Consider the following 17,923-nt stretch of genomic DNA (forward strand, 5'->3'; position numbering starts at 1 on the left):
CCTTGTTCACAGAGCTTGTTAGCGTCCCGTCACGGACCATAGACCCCAGCCCCGGCGGCGTCATCAGTTATCATGCCTGTTTTTCTGCCTCGCCGTCGGAGCGGGCAAGAGAGCACGGTGCGGCAGACATTTGCCGCCTCGAACATGCCTCGGATGATCCTCCAGGCTGCCTATCAAGATATGGCTCCGTTGCCGGGAGATACAAGGCGACTGCGGTACGCGGATCACTTGCGGCAGCAGATGATGAAGCGCTGGTAGAGATAGGTGCGCAGCCGGTTGCGCAGATTCGCCCGGCGCCTCTGGGCAGCGGCGATCGGCCGATGCGAGGAGACCACGACATCCCTGAAACCGGCCTGCTCCAGGAGCGGCAGGAGATCGGTGCTCCGCAGTCCCCGGCCAAAAGGCAGCCGCTCCATGATGCGGGCATGGCGTTCGCCCATCGCGCCATCATAGTAGGGATCGGCGCCACCGAGGCGATCGATCAGGGCGATGAGCCTGGACGCCATGCGTCCGGTCCTGGTCGGTCTCGCCCAATCCCCGTCGAAGAACAGCAATCTGCCGCCCGGCTTCAGCACGCGATGCCAATCGGCGAAGGCCTTCTGCGGCTCGGTCAGCGTCCAGACCAGATGCCGGCAGACGACGGCATCATAGGCGCCTTCCGGTTCCATGGTGTTTTCGGCGTCGCCGAGCCGGAAGCGCAGGCGCTGTCGCCCGGCATGCTTGCGCCGGGCGACAGCCAGCATCGCCTCGGAAAAATCCAGGGCCGTGACCTCGTGGCCGAGCGCCAGCAGCAGCTTGGTGATCTCGCCCGTGCCGCAGGCGAGGTCGAGAACCCGGCGCGGATCGCTGCCGAGATGATCGCGGATCGCCGCAGCCCAGGCCTCGAATTCCGGACCTTCGGGAATGTGATGCCCGAAGGCGCGGTCGAAGGTTTCCGACCGCCCCGACCAGTAATCGCGGATCTCTTCCTTGAGATCGTAATTCGCGGTGCCGGTGCTGGTCATCTGACGGTTCTCTCCATCTGTTGGCGGATGCGGGTCATGACGCCGCCGCGATCCAGCCCGCCCGCGGTGCCGGAAGATCCGGATGCCGATAGCGAATGAAGCAGCCTCCCGCGCCGTCGCGAACGATTTCGGCGGCGACACCGAAGACCGACTGGATGCGCGCCGCCGTCAGCACCTCGGACGGAGGACCGATCGCCTCGATCCGTCCCGCCTGCATCAGGGCAATGCGGTCGCAGAACATCGCCGCGTGGTTGAGGTCATGCAGGGCCGCCACCACGGTGAGGTTCTGACGGTGCACCAGATGCAAAAGGCCGATCTGGTGGCCGATATCGAGATGATTGGTGGGTTCGTCGAGAAGCAGGATCTCCGGCTGCTGCGCCAGGGCACGAGCGATGTGGAGGCGCTGGCGTTCCCCACCGGAGAGCGTGTGCCACAGGCGACCGGCAAGGGCGGTCATCGCCACCTCCTCGAGCGCGAGGTCGACGATGGCATCGTCCTGGTTCGACCAGGGCGTGAAGGCCCCCAGATGCGGTGTTCGCCCAAGCTCCACGGCCTGGCGGGCGGTAATGCGCTCGGCCGTCTCGGCCTGCTGTTCGACCAGGGCGATGCGGCGTGCGACTTCGCGGCGAGCGAGGCCATGGAGCGGCTGGCCCGAGAGAAGCACCTGCCCCCCCTGCGGACGGCGAATGCCGGCCAGCAGGGACATCAGGCTGGTCTTGCCCGAACCGTTCGGGCCGATGATGCCGAGCAACTCGCCCGGACGGACCTCCAGCGATACTCCGTGCAGGATCGAGACCCCACCAGCCGACCAGGACAGATCGTGGGCCGACAGGCTCATGCCGTCGCCTTTCTTTGGCTGAGGATGAGAGCGAAAGCCGGCGCACCGACCAGAGCCGTGATCACGCCGATCGGCAGAACCTGGCCGGGGATGATGATGCGGGACAGAATGTCGGCGATGATCATGAAGACGGCGCCGATCAAGGCGCTGGCCGGCAGCAGGCGCCCATGGCGCACGCCCACAACCATCCGCGCCGCATGGGGGATCACCAGCCCGACGAAGCCGATCGATCCGACGATACTGACCATCACGGCCGTCATCATCGCCGCAACACCGACGAGCACGACATAGGCGCGCCGGACGGAGATGCCGAGGGACGCCGCCGATTCCGTGCCGAAGGTGAAGGCATCGAGCGCGCGGGCATGCCACAGGCAGACCAGCAGCCCTACGGCCGTGACCGGCAGCGCCAGCCAGACGTCGGGCCAGCGTACACCCGAGAGATTGCCCAGCAACCAGAACATGATGCCGCGCGCCTGTTCGGCATTGGCCGCCTTGGTAACGATGAAGGAGGTCAGGGCATTGAAGAGCTGGGATCCGGCGACCCCGGCCAGGATCACCGCGCCGGTGCCGCGGCCCGAGCGCATCGCCAGCAAGGCGACGAAGCCGAAGGCCGTCAGCGCACCGAGAAAGGCGCCGGCGGGCAGGCTCAGGACCCCTGCCCCGAGGCCGAGGATGACGACCCCGACCGCTCCCGTCGATGCCCCAGCTGAGATGCCGAGGACATAGGGGTCGGCCAGGACGTTGCGCAGCAGCGACTGCAGCACGACGCCCGACAACGCCAGGGCCGCGCCGCAGCAGGCCGCGACGACCGCGCGGCTCAGCCGGTAGTTCCACACGATGCCTTCATCGATGCGATCCAGACCATAGCCGGCGCCCCACAGGCGGTTGGCAGCCGTCTTGGCGACGACGTCCATCGGAATGGCCGTCTCGCCAATGGCGGCGCCCAGCCAGAGGGCCAGCACGAGCACCGCCAGCGCCAGCATCCCGATCGCCAGCAATCGTGTGACGGGGCGATTCATCTCAGCGCTTCAGGCCGAAACGCTGGATGGCATCGGCGAGCATCTCGATGCCCTCGACGACGCGCACGCTCGGCTGCATCGCCTGCACGTCCATCTCCACGACATGGCCCTGCTTGACCGCCGGCATCAGGCTTGCCACCGGATCGGTCTTGAGAAAGTTGAGCTTCACGGCGATGTCGTCGGCCGGATAGCGGCGACGATCCATCCGGCCGGCGACGATGATGGTCGGATCGGCCTTGGCGATGGTCTCCCAGCCGACGCTCGGCCACTCCTCCTCGCTCTCCACGACGTTCCGCACACCCAACGCGGACATGATATAGCCCGGCACGCTGTTCTTGCCGGCCATATAGGGATCGACGTCGACCTTGGCGCTCGAGAACCAGAAGGCGGCGGAGACCTTGCCATCGCCGGCCGCGATCTTGAGGCGGGCGGCTTCCTCACGCGCTTTCAGCTCGGCGACGACTTTCGCCCCGCGCTCCTGCACGTCGAAGATCTCGGCAAGCTCGGTGATCTCCCGATAGACCAGATCCATGGTGAAGAGGGTGCCGCGCGTGCCGTCGCCGCCGCTGGAATTGTCCTTGCCGACGCAATCGGCGGGCGAAACATAGGTCGGGATGCCAAGTTCCTCGAACTGCTCGGGCTTGCCGACAATACCGCTGGGCCCGACATGCCATTGGAACTGCGCCGTCACAAGATCCGGCTTCCTGGCGATCACGCTTTCGAAGCTCGGATCATTGTCGGCCAGACGCGGAATTTTGGCATTGGCCGCTTCATAGCCGGGCAATACAGGGCCGAACCACACCGCCGTGCCGACGACCTTGTCGGCCAGGCCGAGGAGATAGAGAACCTCCGTGCTGCTCTGGCCGACGGAAACGGTGCGCTGCGGCGCATGCTCGAAGGTGACGGTGCGGCCGCAATTGGTGAGCTTGAGGGGATATTTCGTTGCCTGCGCAGCCGCCGGATCGATACCCAGCGCCAAGCCGAAGCTGGCCGCAAGCATGACGGCGAAGCTGGACCAGCGGGCCTTGCTCGTTGAAAGGATCATGACGTTCTCTCGTTTCGCGATAAGGGAAGCAGCGGTCTTCAGCACCAGCCGAATACCGTGAGGTTTCCTCAGGCCAGGCTGTGGCAAAGGACGTGAGCGTGCGAAGCGGAGGGAACAGGCGGGCAAGCGCCCGAAACGTCGGGAAGAAACGTCACATTGTCTCCTGTTCCGGGCATCCCCGCCCGTGACATGGGATTGATCGATATGACGGCAGGTTTCCTGGCTCGCGGATAAAGGCCTTGCATCTGCCTTCCCATGGGAGACCCACAGTGGCATGGCGCCTTTCGCGCCACGGGGATACTTGGCAATCCGCCTACAGTTGCGGGGGCAGCCACGGCATGGGCATTTAGAAAGCCGAACCGTGTTCCCTATTACTCCCGACGGGCTCGCACCCGACGGGAACCGTCACCGCACAGTTATCGGGGCGTCACGACCGCGGTCAAGCGAATATGCAAAGCGAACGGCCCCTGATGCCGTGCCCTGCCTTCCCGCGTCAGGCCCGACAAGCCAGGAAGCCCTGTTCGATCACGTCCTTCGGCAGGTTGCGCCCGATGAAGACCAGGCGGCTTCGGCGCTCCTCCTCGGGCTTCCAGGCACGCTGATGATCGCCTTCGAGCAGCATGTGCACGCCCTGCACGACGAAGCGCTGCGGATCGCCATCGAAGGCGACGATGCCCTTCAGGCGCAGCATGTCCGTGCCGAACTGTTGCACGATCATGTTGAGCCAGGGCATGAATTTGCCGGGATCGAGCGGCTCCTGGGACACGAGAGCGAAGCTGCCGACATGATCGTCATGGTCGTGGTCATGGAAACCCTCGAGGAAATCAGGCTCGGCTTCGAGGATACGGTCGAGGTCGAACGCGCCGCGGCCGAGCACCTTGTCGAGCGCGATGTCGCAACGCCGGGTCTCGTGGAGAGTGGCGGTGGGATTGATGCGACGGATCCGCTTCAACACCCGATCGAGTTCCTCTGCCGTGACCAGATCGATCTTGTTGAGGAGGATCGTGTCGGCGAAGGCAAGCTGCTCCTGCGCCTCATGCGCCGTCTCGATCTCGCCGAGCAAATGCCGGGCGTCGACCACGGTGACGATGGAGTCGAGCTGGGTCTTGGCGCGCACATCGTCATCGACGAAGAACGTCTGGGCAACCGGTGCGGGATCGGCCAGCCCGGTCGTCTCGATCAGGATGGCATCGAAGCGGTCGCGCCGACGCATCAGGCCCTCGATGATGCGAATGAGGTCGCCGCGCACCGTGCAGCAGATACAGCCATTGTTCATCTCGAAGATTTCCTCGTCGGTATCCACGACAAGGTCATTGTCGATGCCGACTTCGCCGAACTCATTGACGATGACCGCATATTTCCTGCCGTGGCTCTCGGTCAGGATACGGTTGAGAAGCGTGGTCTTGCCTGCCCCGAGATAGCCGGTGAGGACGGTGACGGGTGTCTGCGGCGCGGGCTGCATGATGTCGGAATTCCTTGATCCGTTGCGGATGCCCCGCAGCATGTCGCTGCCGAGAGGCCTCATTGAATTTTGATTTATATGAAACGTTATAACATAACTATCACAATCGCAAGTGAGCTCTCACCATCGTCACCCCAGCAATCGCCACGCAGGTGGGCAGAGGCTTGCTGGCATTCTCGACCGTGATCATTCCACCGGATTTGTCTGCCAGCAGAGGAAATCCATGCGGGAAATTTTCGAATCACGGCCCTTGTCGGATAAGCCTCACGCTTCACCCTGCAATGGAATCAGGCACCAAGGTGCATCCTGCCGGCATGACCCTCTCCTCTCCGCGAGATCCTCTCGCCATCCTCAATAGCGTGTTCGGCTACGCCGCCTTTCGCGGCCAGCAGGAGGCGGTGGTGCGCCATGTCACCGGAGGGGGCGATGCGGTGGTGCTGTTCCCGACGGGAGCCGGCAAGTCGCTGTGCTACCAGATCCCGGCTCTGTGCCGGCGCGGCGTCGGCATCGTGGTCTCGCCACTGATCGCGCTGATGCGCGACCAGGTCGAGGCACTCAAGCAGGCCGGCGTGCGGGCGGCGGCGCTCAACTCCTCCCTGTCGCGCGAGGAGGCCTATAAGGTCCGCCGTTCCCTGATGGACGGCAAGCTCGACCTCCTCTATGTCGCGCCCGAGCGCGTGGCGACGCAAGGTTTCCAGGCCCTGATCGCCGATGCCGACATCGCGCTCTTCGCCATCGACGAGGCCCATTGCGTCAGCCAGTGGGGCCACGACTTCCGGCCCGAATATCGCGAGCTAGGCGGCCTCGCCGCGTCCTTCCCCGGCGTGCCGCGCATCGCCCTCACCGCCACGGCCGATCCGGTTACCCGTGCCGACATCATCGAGCGGCTCGGCCTCAACCAGGCCGAGGTCTTCGCCACCAGCTTCGACCGGCCCAACATCAGCTACGCCATCGTCGAGCGCGACAATGCCCGCCGGCAATTGCTCGCCTTCCTGGCCGGGCACAAAGGCAATAGCGGTATCGTCTACTGCCTGTCGCGCGCCAAGGTCGAGGAGACGGCGCAATGGCTGAACGAGCAGGGTATCCGCGCTCTGCCCTATCATGCCGGCCTGGAAGCAGCTGTTCGCAGCGCCAACCAGGACGCCTTCCTGGAGGAGGAAGGCCTCTGCCTGGTCGCCACGGTCGCCTTCGGCATGGGCATCGACAAGCCTGACGTGCGCTATGTCGCCCATCTCGATATCCCCGCTTCGGTGGAAGCCTATTACCAGGAGACGGGCCGCGCCGGCCGCGATGGCCTGCCCTCGGATGCCTGGATGAGCTACGGCATGGCCGATGTGGTGCAGCGCCGCCGCATGATCCAGGAGGGCAATGCGCCGGAGACGGTGAAGCGGGTCGAACTCGGCAAGCTCAACGCTTTGCTCGGCATCTGCGAAACCGCCGAGTGCCGGCGCAAGGCAATCCTCGCCCATTTCGGCGAGACCCATCCCGGCCGCTGCGGCAATTGCGATACCTGCCTTTCGCCGGTCGAGAGCTGGGACGGCACCGATGCCGCCGTCAAGGCGATGGCCGCGATCTACCGCACCGGCCAGATGTTCGGTGCCGCCCATATTATCGACGTGCTCACCGGCAAGGTCACGGAGAAGGTCCAGCGCTTCGGCCATGACAACCAGCCCGTCTTCGGGGCGGGCAAGGACATCGAGGCGCGCACCTGGCAGTCGGTGCTGCGCCAGCTCACCGCGGCCGGCCTCGTCAATGTCAACCACGAGGCCCATGGCGCCCTGATCCTGGCCGAGGAGGCGCGAGCCGTGTTCAAGGGCGAGCGGCAGATCGTCTTCCGTCGCGACCGCCCCCGCAAGAGCACCGAGACCAAACGCGCCCGGCGCGGCGAGATCGAGATGTCGGAACGCGACGGCGCCTTGTTTGCTGCCCTTCGGGCGGAGCGCAGCCGCCTCGCCCGCGAGCAGGGCGTGCCGCCCTACATGATCTTCGCCGACACCACCTTGCGCGCCATGGCGAGCGAGCGCCCCGGCAGCCTGCCGGAATTTCTGGCCCTGCCTGGCGTAGGCCAGGCAAAGCTGGAGCGCTATGGCGAAGTCTTCCTGGAAGTCGTCAGGCGCGAGGGCTAGGATGACGGCTCGGTACCGCTGGTTCACGCCACTGTGCGGCGGCGCACAGGCCGGACATGAGCCAGCCCTCCCCTCCTTGACGCCGTTTACCATACATTTTAAGTTAGTGAACGAACGCTAACTTAAAATGCGATTCTCCCGCGCCCGGTACGCGCCCATCCAGGAACCACACCGATGCTCGCATCGCTGATGTCCGCCCGCCGCTTCTGGCCCCTGTTCTGGAGCCAGTTCTTCAGCGCCTTCAACGACAATTTCATCAAGCAGGCCCTGACCATCCTTGCAGTCTACGGCATTGCCGAAACGGCCGCGATGGAAGGCGGCGACAGCATGGTCTCGATCGCCGGTGCCTTGATCGTGCTGCCCGGCCTGCTGCTGTCGGGTCTGGCGGGGCAATTGGCCGACCGTTACGACAAGGCCCGGGTCGCCCGGCAGATCAAGCTCGCCGAGATCGCCATCGTCGCCATCGCTGCGGTCGGCTTTGCCCTGCACTCCATGCCGATCCTGCTGGTCAGCATGCTCACGCTCGGCATCATGGGCACGCTGTTCACGCCGGTGAAATACGGCATCCTGCCGGACCATCTGGCGCCGGAGGAACTGCCGGCCGGTAACGGCCTGATCGAGGCAGGCACCTTCCTATCGATCCTGATCGGCATCATCGGGGCCGGCTTCGTCGCTCCCCACCTGCCCAGCTGGATCGTGGCCGCCATCATGGTGGCGGTGGCCGTGGCCTGCTGGTGGTTTGCCCGCCTGATCCCGCCCACGGGCGAAGCGGCCCCCGACCTCAAGATCGACTGGAACATCATCCGATCGAGCTACCAGCTCGTGCAACTGGTGGCCTCCGACCGCAAGCTCCTGATCGGCTCGCTGGCGGTGGCCTGGTTCTGGATGAGCGGCATCGTCATCCTGTCGCTGACCCCTTCCCTCGCCCACAGTGTCATCGGCGGTGACGGCACGCTCAATACCTGGTTCACCACCGCCTTCTCGATCGGCATCGCCATCGGTTCGATCCTGGCCGCACGCCTGGCCACGGGCCGCATCATCGTGCTGCTCTCGCCGATCGGCTGCATCCTGATGGGGCTGTTCTGCCTCGACGTGGCCTGGATCGCCTTCGGTACCGAGCGCTCGGCCACCCCCCTCCATTTCCTGAGCTATCTCGCCACCGGCTCCGGCGTGCACATGACCCTTGCGCTCGTGCTGGTGGCGCTGGCAGCGGGCCTGTTCATCGTGCCGATCTATGCGGCCGTCCAGCACTGGGCCCCCAAGGACGAACGCGCCCGCGTCATCGCCGGCGGCAATGTCATCACGGCCCTGTTCATGACGGTCGGCGCCGGCGGTCTCTCCCTGCTGCAGGGTAAATTCGGCCTCACCACACCGACTGCCCTGCTCGGCATCGCCGTCCTCGACATCATCGCCGGCGTCATCCTGCTCTATGTCCTACCCATGAGCCGGTTCCGCGACTTCATCCTGCTGCTTTACCGGCTGCTCTATCGCCTCGAGGTCAAGGGCATCGAGAACCTGGAGACGCCGACGCCCCATCGCATCATCGCGATCAACCATGTCAGCTTCCTCGACGCCGGCCTGGTCCTGGCCCTGCTCGACAAGGATCCCGTGTTCGCCATCGACCACACCATCGCCAAGGCCTGGTGGGTCAAGCCCTTCCTCAAGATCTGCCGGGCCTATCCGCTCGACCCGACCAAGCCGATGGCGACGCGCGGGCTGATCAATGCGGTGAAGGCGGGCGAGACCCTGGTGATCTTCCCCGAGGGGCGCCTCACCGTCACCGGCGCTCTGATGAAGGTCTATGACGGTGCGGGCCTGATCGCCGACAAGTCGCATGCCGACATCGTGCCCATGCGTATCGACGGCCTGGAGCGTACGCCCTTTACCAGGCTCGACGCCAACAAGGTTTCGCGCCGCTGGTTCCCGAAAGTGACCGTCACTTTCACCGAACCGACACGCCTCACCATCGATGAGGACCTCCGCGGCAAGAAGCGCCGCCAGGCCGCCGGCGCCGCCCTCTACGACGTGATGTCGGACCTCATCTACAAGACGAGTTCGGTCGACACCGATCTCTTCCGTGCCCTGGTGGCGGCGGCCGACAAATATGGCCGCAAGCGGGTGGTGCTGGAGGACCCGGTCAGCGGCACCCTCACCTATAAGCGCCTCTTGATCGGCATCAACGTGCTCGGCCGCAAATTCATGGGCTTTACCGCCCCCGGCGAGCACGTCGGCGTGCTCCTGCCCAACGCCAATGCCGTGGCCGTCACCTTCTTCGCCCTGCAATCGACGGGCCGCATCCCGGCCATGCTGAACTTCTCCGCCGGACAGGCCAATCTGATCTCGGCCTGCAAGACAGCGCAGGTGAAGACGGTGCTGTCGTCCCGCGCCTTCGTGGAGAAAGGCCGGCTCGGCGATGTCGTGGCCGCGATGGAAGAGCATGTGCGCTTCGTCTGGCTGGAGGATGTGCGCGCCGAGGTCGGCACCGCCGACAAGCTGAGGGGCCTCCTCGGCGCCGGGCGCGCCCATGCCAGGCCCGCGCCGGGTGCCCCCGCCGCCGTCCTGTTCACCTCGGGCTCGGAGGGCGCGCCGAAGGGCGTGGTGCTGTCGCACAGCAACATCCTCTCCAACATCGCGCAGGTCGGTGCCCGCATCGACTTCGGCCCCGGCGACATCGTCTTCAACGTGCTGCCGGTCTTCCATTCCTTCGGCCTGACCGGCGGCATGATCCTGCCGCTCGTCAACGGCGTCAGGCTCTACCTCTACCCGACGCCGCTGCACTACCGCATCATCCCCGAACTGATCTACGGCACCAACGCCACCGCCTTGTTCGGCACCGACACCTTCCTCGCCGGCTATGCCAAGATGGCCAATCCTTACGACTTCCGCTCGCTACGCTATGTCGTGGCCGGCGCCGAGCCGGTGAAGGTGGAGACCCGGCGGGCCTATAACGAGAAGTTCGGCCTGCGCATCCTGGAAGGCTACGGCGTCACCGAGACCTCGCCGGTGCTGGCGCTGAACACACCGATGTTCAACAAGAACGGCACCGTCGGCCGGGCTCTGCCCGACATGGAGACGCGACTGGAGGACATTCCGGGCATCGAGGAAGGCGGCCGCCTGCATGTGCGCGGCCCCAATGTGATGCTCGGCTATCTCAAGGCCGATCAGCCCGGCGAGATCGCCGCACCCGAGGAAGGCTGGTACGACACCGGCGACATCGTCACCATCGATCCGCAAGGCTTCATCGCCATCAAGGGCCGGGCCAAGCGCTTCGCCAAGATCGGTGGGGAGATGGTGTCGCTCGCAGCCGTCGAGGCGATGCTTGCCGATCTCTGGCCTGAGAGCCCGGTGGCCGTGCTCGCCACCCCCGACCCCCGCAAGGGCGAGCGCCTGGTGCTGATCACGCCTCACAAGCAGGCCAGCCGCGCCGACGTGATCGCACATCTGCGCTACAAGCATGCCGCCGAGCTGATGATCCCCTCGGAGATCATGATCATCGACGCCATGCCGGTGATGGGCACCGGCAAGACCGATTATGTCGGCCTCAACAAGATGCTGAAGGAGCGTCAGGCCAATGCCGGCGCCGCCGAAGCAAAGGCCAGCCCACCGGCCCCGCTGCCGGGCTTGCCCGAGCCGCCCAAGCCCCCCGCGGCTTCGCCTGCGCAGGGCAATGGTGCCGAGCCGGAAGCCCATCGCCCTCCGCCTGCCCCGCTCGCCGCACCGGGTCGCCCCGCCGGCGAGTCCAGGCCGGCCGCCGAAGCAGAAGCGCCGCCTTCGGTCAGGGCCGCCCACGACGAAACGGGCGGGAATCATGCGTGACGGATCGAAGACGCGCGCCAAGATCGTGACGGAGGCCTTGCGCCTGTTCGCCCAGAAAGGTGTGGCAGGGACCTCGATCCGCGACATCGCCGGTGCCGTGGGCGTGGCGGAGGCTGCCCTCTACCGCCACTTCCCGTCCAAGGACGCGTTGTCGCGCTCCCTTTTCCTGGATGGCTATGCCAGGCTTGCCGGCGACATCCTGGCAGCGGACCAGGCCCATGCCCGGTTCGACACCAAGATCACGCGGATCGTCGAGGTCTTCTGCGACCTTTTCGACGAAGACCGCGCCCTGTTCACCTTCCTGCTGCTCTCCCAGCACGCCCATCTGGCCGAGGTTCCCCACGAAGCCGGCAAGAACGTGGTGGAGGCCGTGCACTCGATCTTCGCCGGCGCCATGCAAAGGCGGGAGATCCGCGAGCACGACACCGACCTCCTGACCGCGATGGCGCTGGGCATCGTCGCCCAGCCCGCGATCTTCACCCTCTATGGCCGGCTCCAGGGGCCGTTGCGTCATCGCGCCCCGGACATGGCGAAGGCCATCCTGGCGCTGGTCGGTTAGGGGAATTTCGAGAAAATCCGATCGGCCCTTCGCTCAGGAGAACATGCCGGCACGGCATTGCCCCGGCATCGCGGAGGATCATATCGCACCATGCGGAAATGCCTGGGTTGCGGCGCGGGCCGGACATCCGCCATGATGGCCGGCACCAGACGATTCAGATTGTCCCCGCCGGAATGAAGCCCCTATGACAGCAGCTGCCCTGGAACCCGTTCGCCTCGCCGACTACCGGGTGCCCGCTTTCCTGATCGACACGGTGCATCTCGACATCCGGCTCGAGCGGACGCAGACCCGTATCGTTTCTACCCTGACTTTGCGGCGCAATCCCCACAGCGCTGGGCAAGGCGCCTTGAAGCTCGACGGCGACGGCCTCGTCTTCGTAGAGGCGTGGCTCGACGGCGTGTCGCTGCCATCGGATGCCTATTCGGTCTCGCCCCATGGCTTCAGCCTGCACCAGCCGCCCGCCGAGCCCTTCACCTTGGCCATCGAGACGCGCCTGGATCCTTCCGCCAATACACAGCTGATGGGGCTTTACCGCTCCAACTCGGCCTATTGCACCCAATGCGAGGCCGAGGGCTTCCGGCGCATCACCTATTTCCTGGACAGGCCGGATGTGCTGTCGGTCTACACCACCAGGATCGAAGCTTCGTTCCAGGAAGCACCGGTGCTGCTCGCCAATGGCAACCGCACCGAGCACGGATCCTTGGCAGACGGCAGGCACTATGCCGTCTGGCATGATCCCTTCCCCAAGCCCTCCTACCTCTTCGCCATGGTTGCGGGCGATCTCGCCATGGTGGCCGACAGCTTCACCACCCGCTCGGGGCGGGAGGTGCGCCTGGAGATCTATGTCGAGCACGGCAAGGAAGACCGCTGCGCCTATGCCATGGACGCCCTCAAGCGCTCCATGCGCTGGGACGAGCAAGCCTTTGGTCGCGAATATGATCTCGACATCTTCATGATCGTCGCCGTGTCCGATTTCAACATGGGCGCTATGGAGAACAAGGGCCTCAACATCTTCAACGACAAATATGTGCTGGCCCTGCCCCAGACGGCCACCGACAGCGACTTCGCCGCCGTCGAGGCGATCATCGCGCATGAATATTTCCACAACTGGACCGGCAACCGCATCACCTGCCGCGACTGGTTCCAGCTCTGCCTGAAGGAGGGCCTGACGGTCTTCCGCGACCAGGAATTCTCCTCCGATCAGCGCTCGCGCCCCGTCAAGCGCATCAATGACGTCAAGCTCCTGCGCAGCCAGCAATTCTCCGAGGACGGCGGACCGCTCGCCCATCCCGTCCGTCCTGAAATCTACAACGAGATCAACAACTTCTACACCGCCACGGTCTATGAAAAGGGCGCAGAGGTCGTGCGCATGCTCAAGACCCTGATCGGCGACGAGGCTTTCGCCGCCGGCATGGATCTCTATTTCCAGCGCCATGACGGGGAAGCGGTCACCATCGAGGATTTCCTGACCTGCTTCGCTGAGGCAAGCCGGCGCGACCTCGGCCAGTTCATGCTCTGGTACAGGCAGTCGGGCACGCCGGAGATCCGCGCCGAGGGGCAGTGGGACGAAGAGGCCGGCACCTACCACCTCAGCCTGAAGCAGATCCTGGCGCCGACGCCGGGCCAACCCAACAAGCAGCCCATGCTGTTCCCGATCCGCCTCGGCCTGGTCGGCGAGGACGGCGATCTTCCCGTCACGCTCGATGGCAAGCCTTTCGATGGTCTGGTGGCCCTGGCCGAATCCGAGCGCAATTACGTGTTCGGCAATGTACGCCAGGCCCCCGTCCCCTCGTTGCTGCGTGGCTTCTCGGCACCGGTCAAGCTCACGGTCGCGCTTGACGAGGAAGCCCTGCTCACTTTGCTCAAGGCCGACAGCGACCCCTTCAATCGCTGGCAGGCCTCCCAGAGCTACGCGCTCAAGCTGCTGCTGCGCCTGGTCAAGGACCCGACGACGCCGGTCGACCCGCGTTTCATCGCGGCTGTCCGTGGCCTCCTTGCCGGGGGAGCCGTCGATCCAGCCTTCACCGCGCTTTCCCTCGCCTTGCCCAGCGAGACCGACATCGCCCGCGAGATCGGCAATGACGTCGATCCCCAGGCCGTCTACCGGGCCCGCTCGATCCTGCGGCGGACCTTGGCCCGGGACCTGCAGGCGGACTTGCTGCGCACCATCGAGAACATGACGGTGGCGGGCCCGTACTCGCCCCAGGCCGCCGATGCCGGGCGACGTTCCCTGCGCAACGGCGCACTCGACCTGGTCTGCGCTGGCGGCACGCCCCAGGCGCTGGATGCTGCCGCCGCGCAGTTCGACAAGGCCGACAACATGACCGATGAAATGGCAGCGCTGGCCACGCTGGCCCTGTCCGCTACGCCGGCCGGCGAACGGGCCCTGCACAATTTCCGCGAACGTTACGACAATGATCCACTGGTCATCGACAAATGGATGGGCGTGCAGGCGATGCTGCCGCTCGAGGCGACGCTGGATCGTGTCAAGGAACTCATGCATGACCCCGCCTTCTCCCTGCACAATCCCAACCGCGTCAGAGCCTTGATCGGCACCTTCTGTTCCGCCAACCAGACGCAGTTCAACCGCGCCGACGGCGAGGGTTATCGCTTCGTCGCCGACATCATCCTGGCGATCGACCCGAAGAACCCGCAACTGGCGGCCCGGCTGCTGGTCGCGTTCAAGACCTGGCGCTCGCTCGAACAAGGCAGGCGCACCTTGGCGGCGGCAACATTGCGCGACATCGCCAGGCGTCCGGGACTATCGCGCGACGTTGCTGACATCGCGCAAAGATCGCTTGCATGAAGCAGCCTTTGCAACTATGCGGTCGGCTCGGCGCCGGCTGACCGTTGCAATCGAGAGTACTGGTGCCTCTAGGGAAGCATTCATAGGCTGCATTCCAAGGAAAGCAGCCCCATGCCACCAGATCTTGTGGTGGTGAGTTTTCAGCTCCATACATGTAGCCAAAGCATCAAGATTTTGTCTTGAATCGGGCGCGAATTCTTCGCTTTTCAGCCGCAAACGGACACAAATAATTAAAAAAGTGTTCACGGCGACTCTAGACAAATCACGTGAAGGTTGATTCTTATAGCTTTATCGATTCGGGGGCGGTGATGACCACCTGCCCTGTCGCAAATTCTCAGATAAGGCTTGGAAGGGCTAAGCAATGGCGCGTGCAAACGCGACACATGCGTCTTTGCGCGCGCCGGGCATCCGGGGCCTTGCCAAGACACTGGTCTGCCCAACCTATCGGCGACTGATCGGGCTTGAACCGATCCTGCGCAAGGCCGTGCCCTTGCTGATCATCGCCTTCCTTGCCGTCATCGCCCTCGCCTCCTTCATCCAGGCCCGGGACAGCCGCCAGCAAGCCATGCAGGAGGCCGGCCGCAACCTCGATCTCATCGTCTCGGCCGCCGCGGCACAACTGAGTGCGATCGTCGCCCAGAGCGGCCGCGTGCCGACCCGTGCCGCGATCACGGCGCCCGAGCACACACTGCTTGCGGTGATCACGCCGCATGGCCGCCTGCTCAACGACAATGGCGACGTTGCCGGCCTGATCGGCGCGATCGGGGACCGCGTCAGTGGCCAGTTGACCGTCACGGTCGGCGGCACTGCCATGCTCGCCTCCATCGGCACCAGCGAGAGCCTGCGCATCGTCGCCGCCAGGCCGATCGACGATATCCTGGAAGGCTGGTACGCCCTGAGCGGCCGGCTGCTCGTCTTCACCACCACCACCGGCGGCGTGCTGCTGATCCTGGGCTTTGCCTATTATTGGCAGGCCTCCCGGGCCCGCCGGGCCGACGACATCTACAACAATGTGCGCAACCGGCTGGAAACCGCGCTCAGCCGTGGACGCTCGGGCCTGTGGGACTGGGATCTCGAAGCGGGACGGGTGTTCTGGTCGGATTCGATGTTCCATCTGCTCGGCTACGAGCCGCAGGACGACCTTCTGGTCCACAGCGACATCGACCGGCTCATTCATATCGACGATGGCGGCTTGCGCACCCTTTCCGCCGAACTGCTGGCCAAGGATCCGCCACTCGCGATCGACCGGCGCTTCCGCATGCGCTGCGCCAATGGCGAATGGATCTATGTGCGCGTGCGCGGCGAGCTGGTCTATGGCCCGCAGGGCAACAAGCGCCTGATCGGCATCGTCGTCGACGAAACCGAAGAGCGGCGCTTCGCCGAGCACACCAAGCGGGCGGACCTGCGCCTGCGCGACGCCGTCGAAACCATCTCGGAAGCCTTCGTCCTGTGGGACGCCGGCAATCGCCTGGTAATCTGCAATTCCAAGTTCCAGGCACTGCACAACCTGCCGGACGGCCTGGTACGTCCCGGCACCCATTACAGCGCTATCGTCGAGGCCGGCTCCCAGCCCGTGGTGCGCACCAACATGTCCGCCAACGCGCCGATCGAGCGGGGCGCGCGCACCTTCGAGGCCCAGCTCCAGGACGGTCGCTGGCTCACCATCAACGAGCGGCGTACCAAGGATGGCGGCTATGTCTCCGTCGGTACCGACATCACCTCGCTGAAGGAACAGCAGACCCGGCTGATGGACAGCGAGCGCAGCCTGATCGGCATGATCGCCGACCTCAAGCGCTCCCGGCAGGTGCTCGAGCGCCAGACCCAGGAATTGGCCGAGCTGGCTGAGAAATATGCCGAGGAAAAGATCAAGGCCGAGTCCGCCAACCGGGCCAAGTCGGAATTCCTCGCCAATATGAGCCATGAGCTGCGCACCCCGCTCAACGCCATCATCGGCTTTTCCGAATTGATGGAGAACGGTACCTTCGGCGCGCTCGGCCAGCCGCGCTATGTCGGCTATTGCAAGGACATCAACGACAGCGGACGCTATCTCCTGAACTTCGTGGACGACATCCTCGAAATGTCGAAGATCGAGGCGGGCGAGGTCACGCTGCAGCGCGAACTCGTGGCGGTCGACCGTCTGCTCGGCGACCTGCTGCGCTCGCTCCGGCCGGAGACGGACGCCAAGAAGCTCAGCCTCCACCCCTCCTGGAGCAATGGCGTGAACCTGCAGGCCGATCGCCGCGCCCTGCGCCTGATCATGAACAACCTTCTCTCCAACGCCATCAAGTTCACGCCGGAGGGCGGCAGGATCGGCGTTCGCATCCGCCGGCACGGCAGCCGGGTCGCCCTCTATGTCGAGGATTCAGGCATCGGCATTCCGGCGGAAGCAATCGGCAAGCTCGGTCGCCCCTTCGAGCAGGTCCAGACCCAGTTCACCAAGACGCACAAGGGCTCGGGCCTCGGCCTTTCCATCGCCAAATCCCTGGCGGAGCTGCATGGCGGCTCGATCCGCATCCGCTCCGCCGTGGGCGTCGGCACCGTCGTCATGGTGGTGCTGCCGGTCGAAGCCACGCGTTCGCCGGTTCAACCGACCACGCCGCTCCTGATGCGGCCCACGCCAAGACGCGCGGCATCGGCAGCGCTGTTGCACTGACACCGCCGCGCGATGGAACCTGCCGGCGTCGGCTTGGCGAGGGGATCAGGTTCGGCTCTCGCCTCCTTCATCGGCGCCACGCGCCCCATCCATCTGCTGCTGCAGCGCCGCCAGCCGCGCCTCCTGGGCCGCGATGCGATCGGCCAGAAGGTCCTCATTCGCGGCCCCGGAAGATGCCGCCGCCTGCTCCATCAATTGACGGATGTTTTCGCGGATGATCGCGATCTCGGCATCGTAGGACTGTGTCGTGCGGGGCGTGCTCATTCTTCCGGCTCCGTCGTGAACAACAGGGGATAGCCCTGGCTGCGCGCCATATCCGTCGCCCGGGTCGCCTTCGTCTCGGCAATGTCGCGCGCGAACACGGCCACCACGCAGACGCCTCTTTGATGGGCGGTAAGCATAACGCGATAGGCCTGTGACTCGTTCATCCGGAATTCGGCCTTGAGCACCACCACCACGAACTCCCGGGGGGTGTAGTCGTCATTGACCAGGATGACCTTGTGCAGCTGCGGCCGCTGGGTCCTGGTTCTGGCCTTGATGCGAGGGCGAAGGTCGGTGTCGCTCATTGGCAGAAAACTCCCAATGAAGCCTCCCG

The 17,923-nt window shown here is 65.1% G+C and carries 12 protein-coding genes and 1 riboswitch; of the genes, 5 read left to right on the forward strand and 7 right to left on the reverse strand.

Annotated features, from left to right (window positions below):
- Positions 1 to 224 precede the first annotated feature (224 nt).
- From ABXS05_RS11660 to ABXS05_RS11680, 5 genes are all read right to left on the reverse strand, one after another.
- Entirely contained in the window at positions 225 to 1,004 is a 780-nt protein-coding gene (locus ABXS05_RS11660) for a class I SAM-dependent methyltransferase (protein ID WP_367624033.1), read from the reverse strand.
- Between the two features lie 34 nt (positions 1,005 to 1,038).
- Entirely contained in the window at positions 1,039 to 1,842 is an 804-nt protein-coding gene (locus tag ABXS05_RS11665; RefSeq protein ID WP_367624034.1) for an ABC transporter ATP-binding protein, read from the reverse strand.
- The gene (locus tag ABXS05_RS11670) at positions 1,839 to 2,861 is read right to left on the reverse strand and encodes a FecCD family ABC transporter permease (protein ID WP_367624035.1); all 1,023 of its coding nucleotides are present in this window, start codon (positions 2,859 to 2,861) and stop codon (positions 1,839 to 1,841) included. Before ABXS05_RS11670 ends, ABXS05_RS11665 begins: the two co-directional genes overlap by 4 nt.
- A gap of 1 nt (position 2,862) precedes the next feature.
- The gene (locus ABXS05_RS11675) at positions 2,863 to 3,906 is read right to left on the reverse strand and encodes an ABC transporter substrate-binding protein (protein ID WP_376717610.1); all 1,044 of its coding nucleotides are present in this window, start codon (positions 3,904 to 3,906) and stop codon (positions 2,863 to 2,865) included.
- 192 nt (positions 3,907 to 4,098) lie between these two features.
- Positions 4,099 to 4,328, reverse strand: a riboswitch (cobalamin riboswitch).
- A gap of 71 nt (positions 4,329 to 4,399) precedes the next feature.
- Positions 4,400 to 5,368: a CobW family GTP-binding protein gene (locus ABXS05_RS11680; protein ID WP_367624036.1), complete on the reverse strand. Its 969-nt coding sequence runs from the start codon at positions 5,366 to 5,368 to the stop codon at positions 4,400 to 4,402.
- A gap of 281 nt (positions 5,369 to 5,649) precedes the next feature.
- Between ABXS05_RS11680 and recQ the strand changes: the two genes are divergently transcribed.
- The 5 genes from recQ to ABXS05_RS11705 all read left to right on the forward strand — a co-directional run bounded on the left by recQ (position 5,650) and on the right by ABXS05_RS11705 (position 17,328).
- The gene (gene recQ / locus ABXS05_RS11685; protein WP_437178653.1) at positions 5,650 to 7,494 is read left to right on the forward strand and encodes a DNA helicase RecQ; all 1,845 of its coding nucleotides are present in this window, start codon (positions 5,650 to 5,652) and stop codon (positions 7,492 to 7,494) included.
- A 174-nt stretch (positions 7,495 to 7,668) separates the two neighbouring features.
- Positions 7,669 to 11,310 carry an acyl-[ACP]--phospholipid O-acyltransferase gene (locus ABXS05_RS11690; protein ID WP_367624038.1) on the forward strand — a complete coding sequence of 1,214 codons (3,642 nt, stop codon included), beginning with the start codon at positions 7,669 to 7,671 and terminating at the stop codon, positions 11,308 to 11,310.
- On the forward strand, positions 11,303 to 11,869 hold the full coding sequence (locus ABXS05_RS11695) for a TetR/AcrR family transcriptional regulator (RefSeq protein WP_367624039.1): 567 nt from the start codon (positions 11,303 to 11,305) through the stop codon (positions 11,867 to 11,869). Before ABXS05_RS11690 ends, ABXS05_RS11695 begins: the two co-directional genes overlap by 8 nt.
- Positions 11,870 to 12,053: 184 nt before the next feature.
- Positions 12,054 to 14,675: an aminopeptidase N gene (pepN, locus tag ABXS05_RS11700; RefSeq protein ID WP_367624040.1), complete on the forward strand. Its 2,622-nt coding sequence runs from the start codon at positions 12,054 to 12,056 to the stop codon at positions 14,673 to 14,675.
- Between the two features lie 361 nt (positions 14,676 to 15,036).
- Positions 15,037 to 17,328 (forward strand): PAS domain-containing sensor histidine kinase, encoded by a 2,292-nt coding sequence (locus ABXS05_RS11705; RefSeq protein ID WP_367624041.1) that lies wholly within the window; start codon positions 15,037 to 15,039, stop codon positions 17,326 to 17,328.
- 45 nt (positions 17,329 to 17,373) lie between these two features.
- Here the strand turns inward: ABXS05_RS11705 and ABXS05_RS11710 are convergent, their stop codons facing one another.
- Together ABXS05_RS11710 and clpS are read right to left on the reverse strand one after the other, a co-directional pair.
- Positions 17,374 to 17,592 (reverse strand): hypothetical protein, encoded by a 219-nt coding sequence (locus ABXS05_RS11710; RefSeq protein WP_367624042.1) that lies wholly within the window; start codon positions 17,590 to 17,592, stop codon positions 17,374 to 17,376.
- Positions 17,589 to 17,894: an ATP-dependent Clp protease adapter ClpS gene (clpS, locus tag ABXS05_RS11715; protein ID WP_367624043.1), complete on the reverse strand. Its 306-nt coding sequence runs from the start codon at positions 17,892 to 17,894 to the stop codon at positions 17,589 to 17,591. Before clpS ends, ABXS05_RS11710 begins: the two co-directional genes overlap by 4 nt.
- Positions 17,895 to 17,923: the final 29 nt, after the last annotated feature.

It is taken from the genome of Labrys neptuniae, from assembly GCF_040797145.1.
GTDB classification, from domain to species: Bacteria; Pseudomonadota; Alphaproteobacteria; order Rhizobiales; family Labraceae; genus Labrys; species Labrys neptuniae.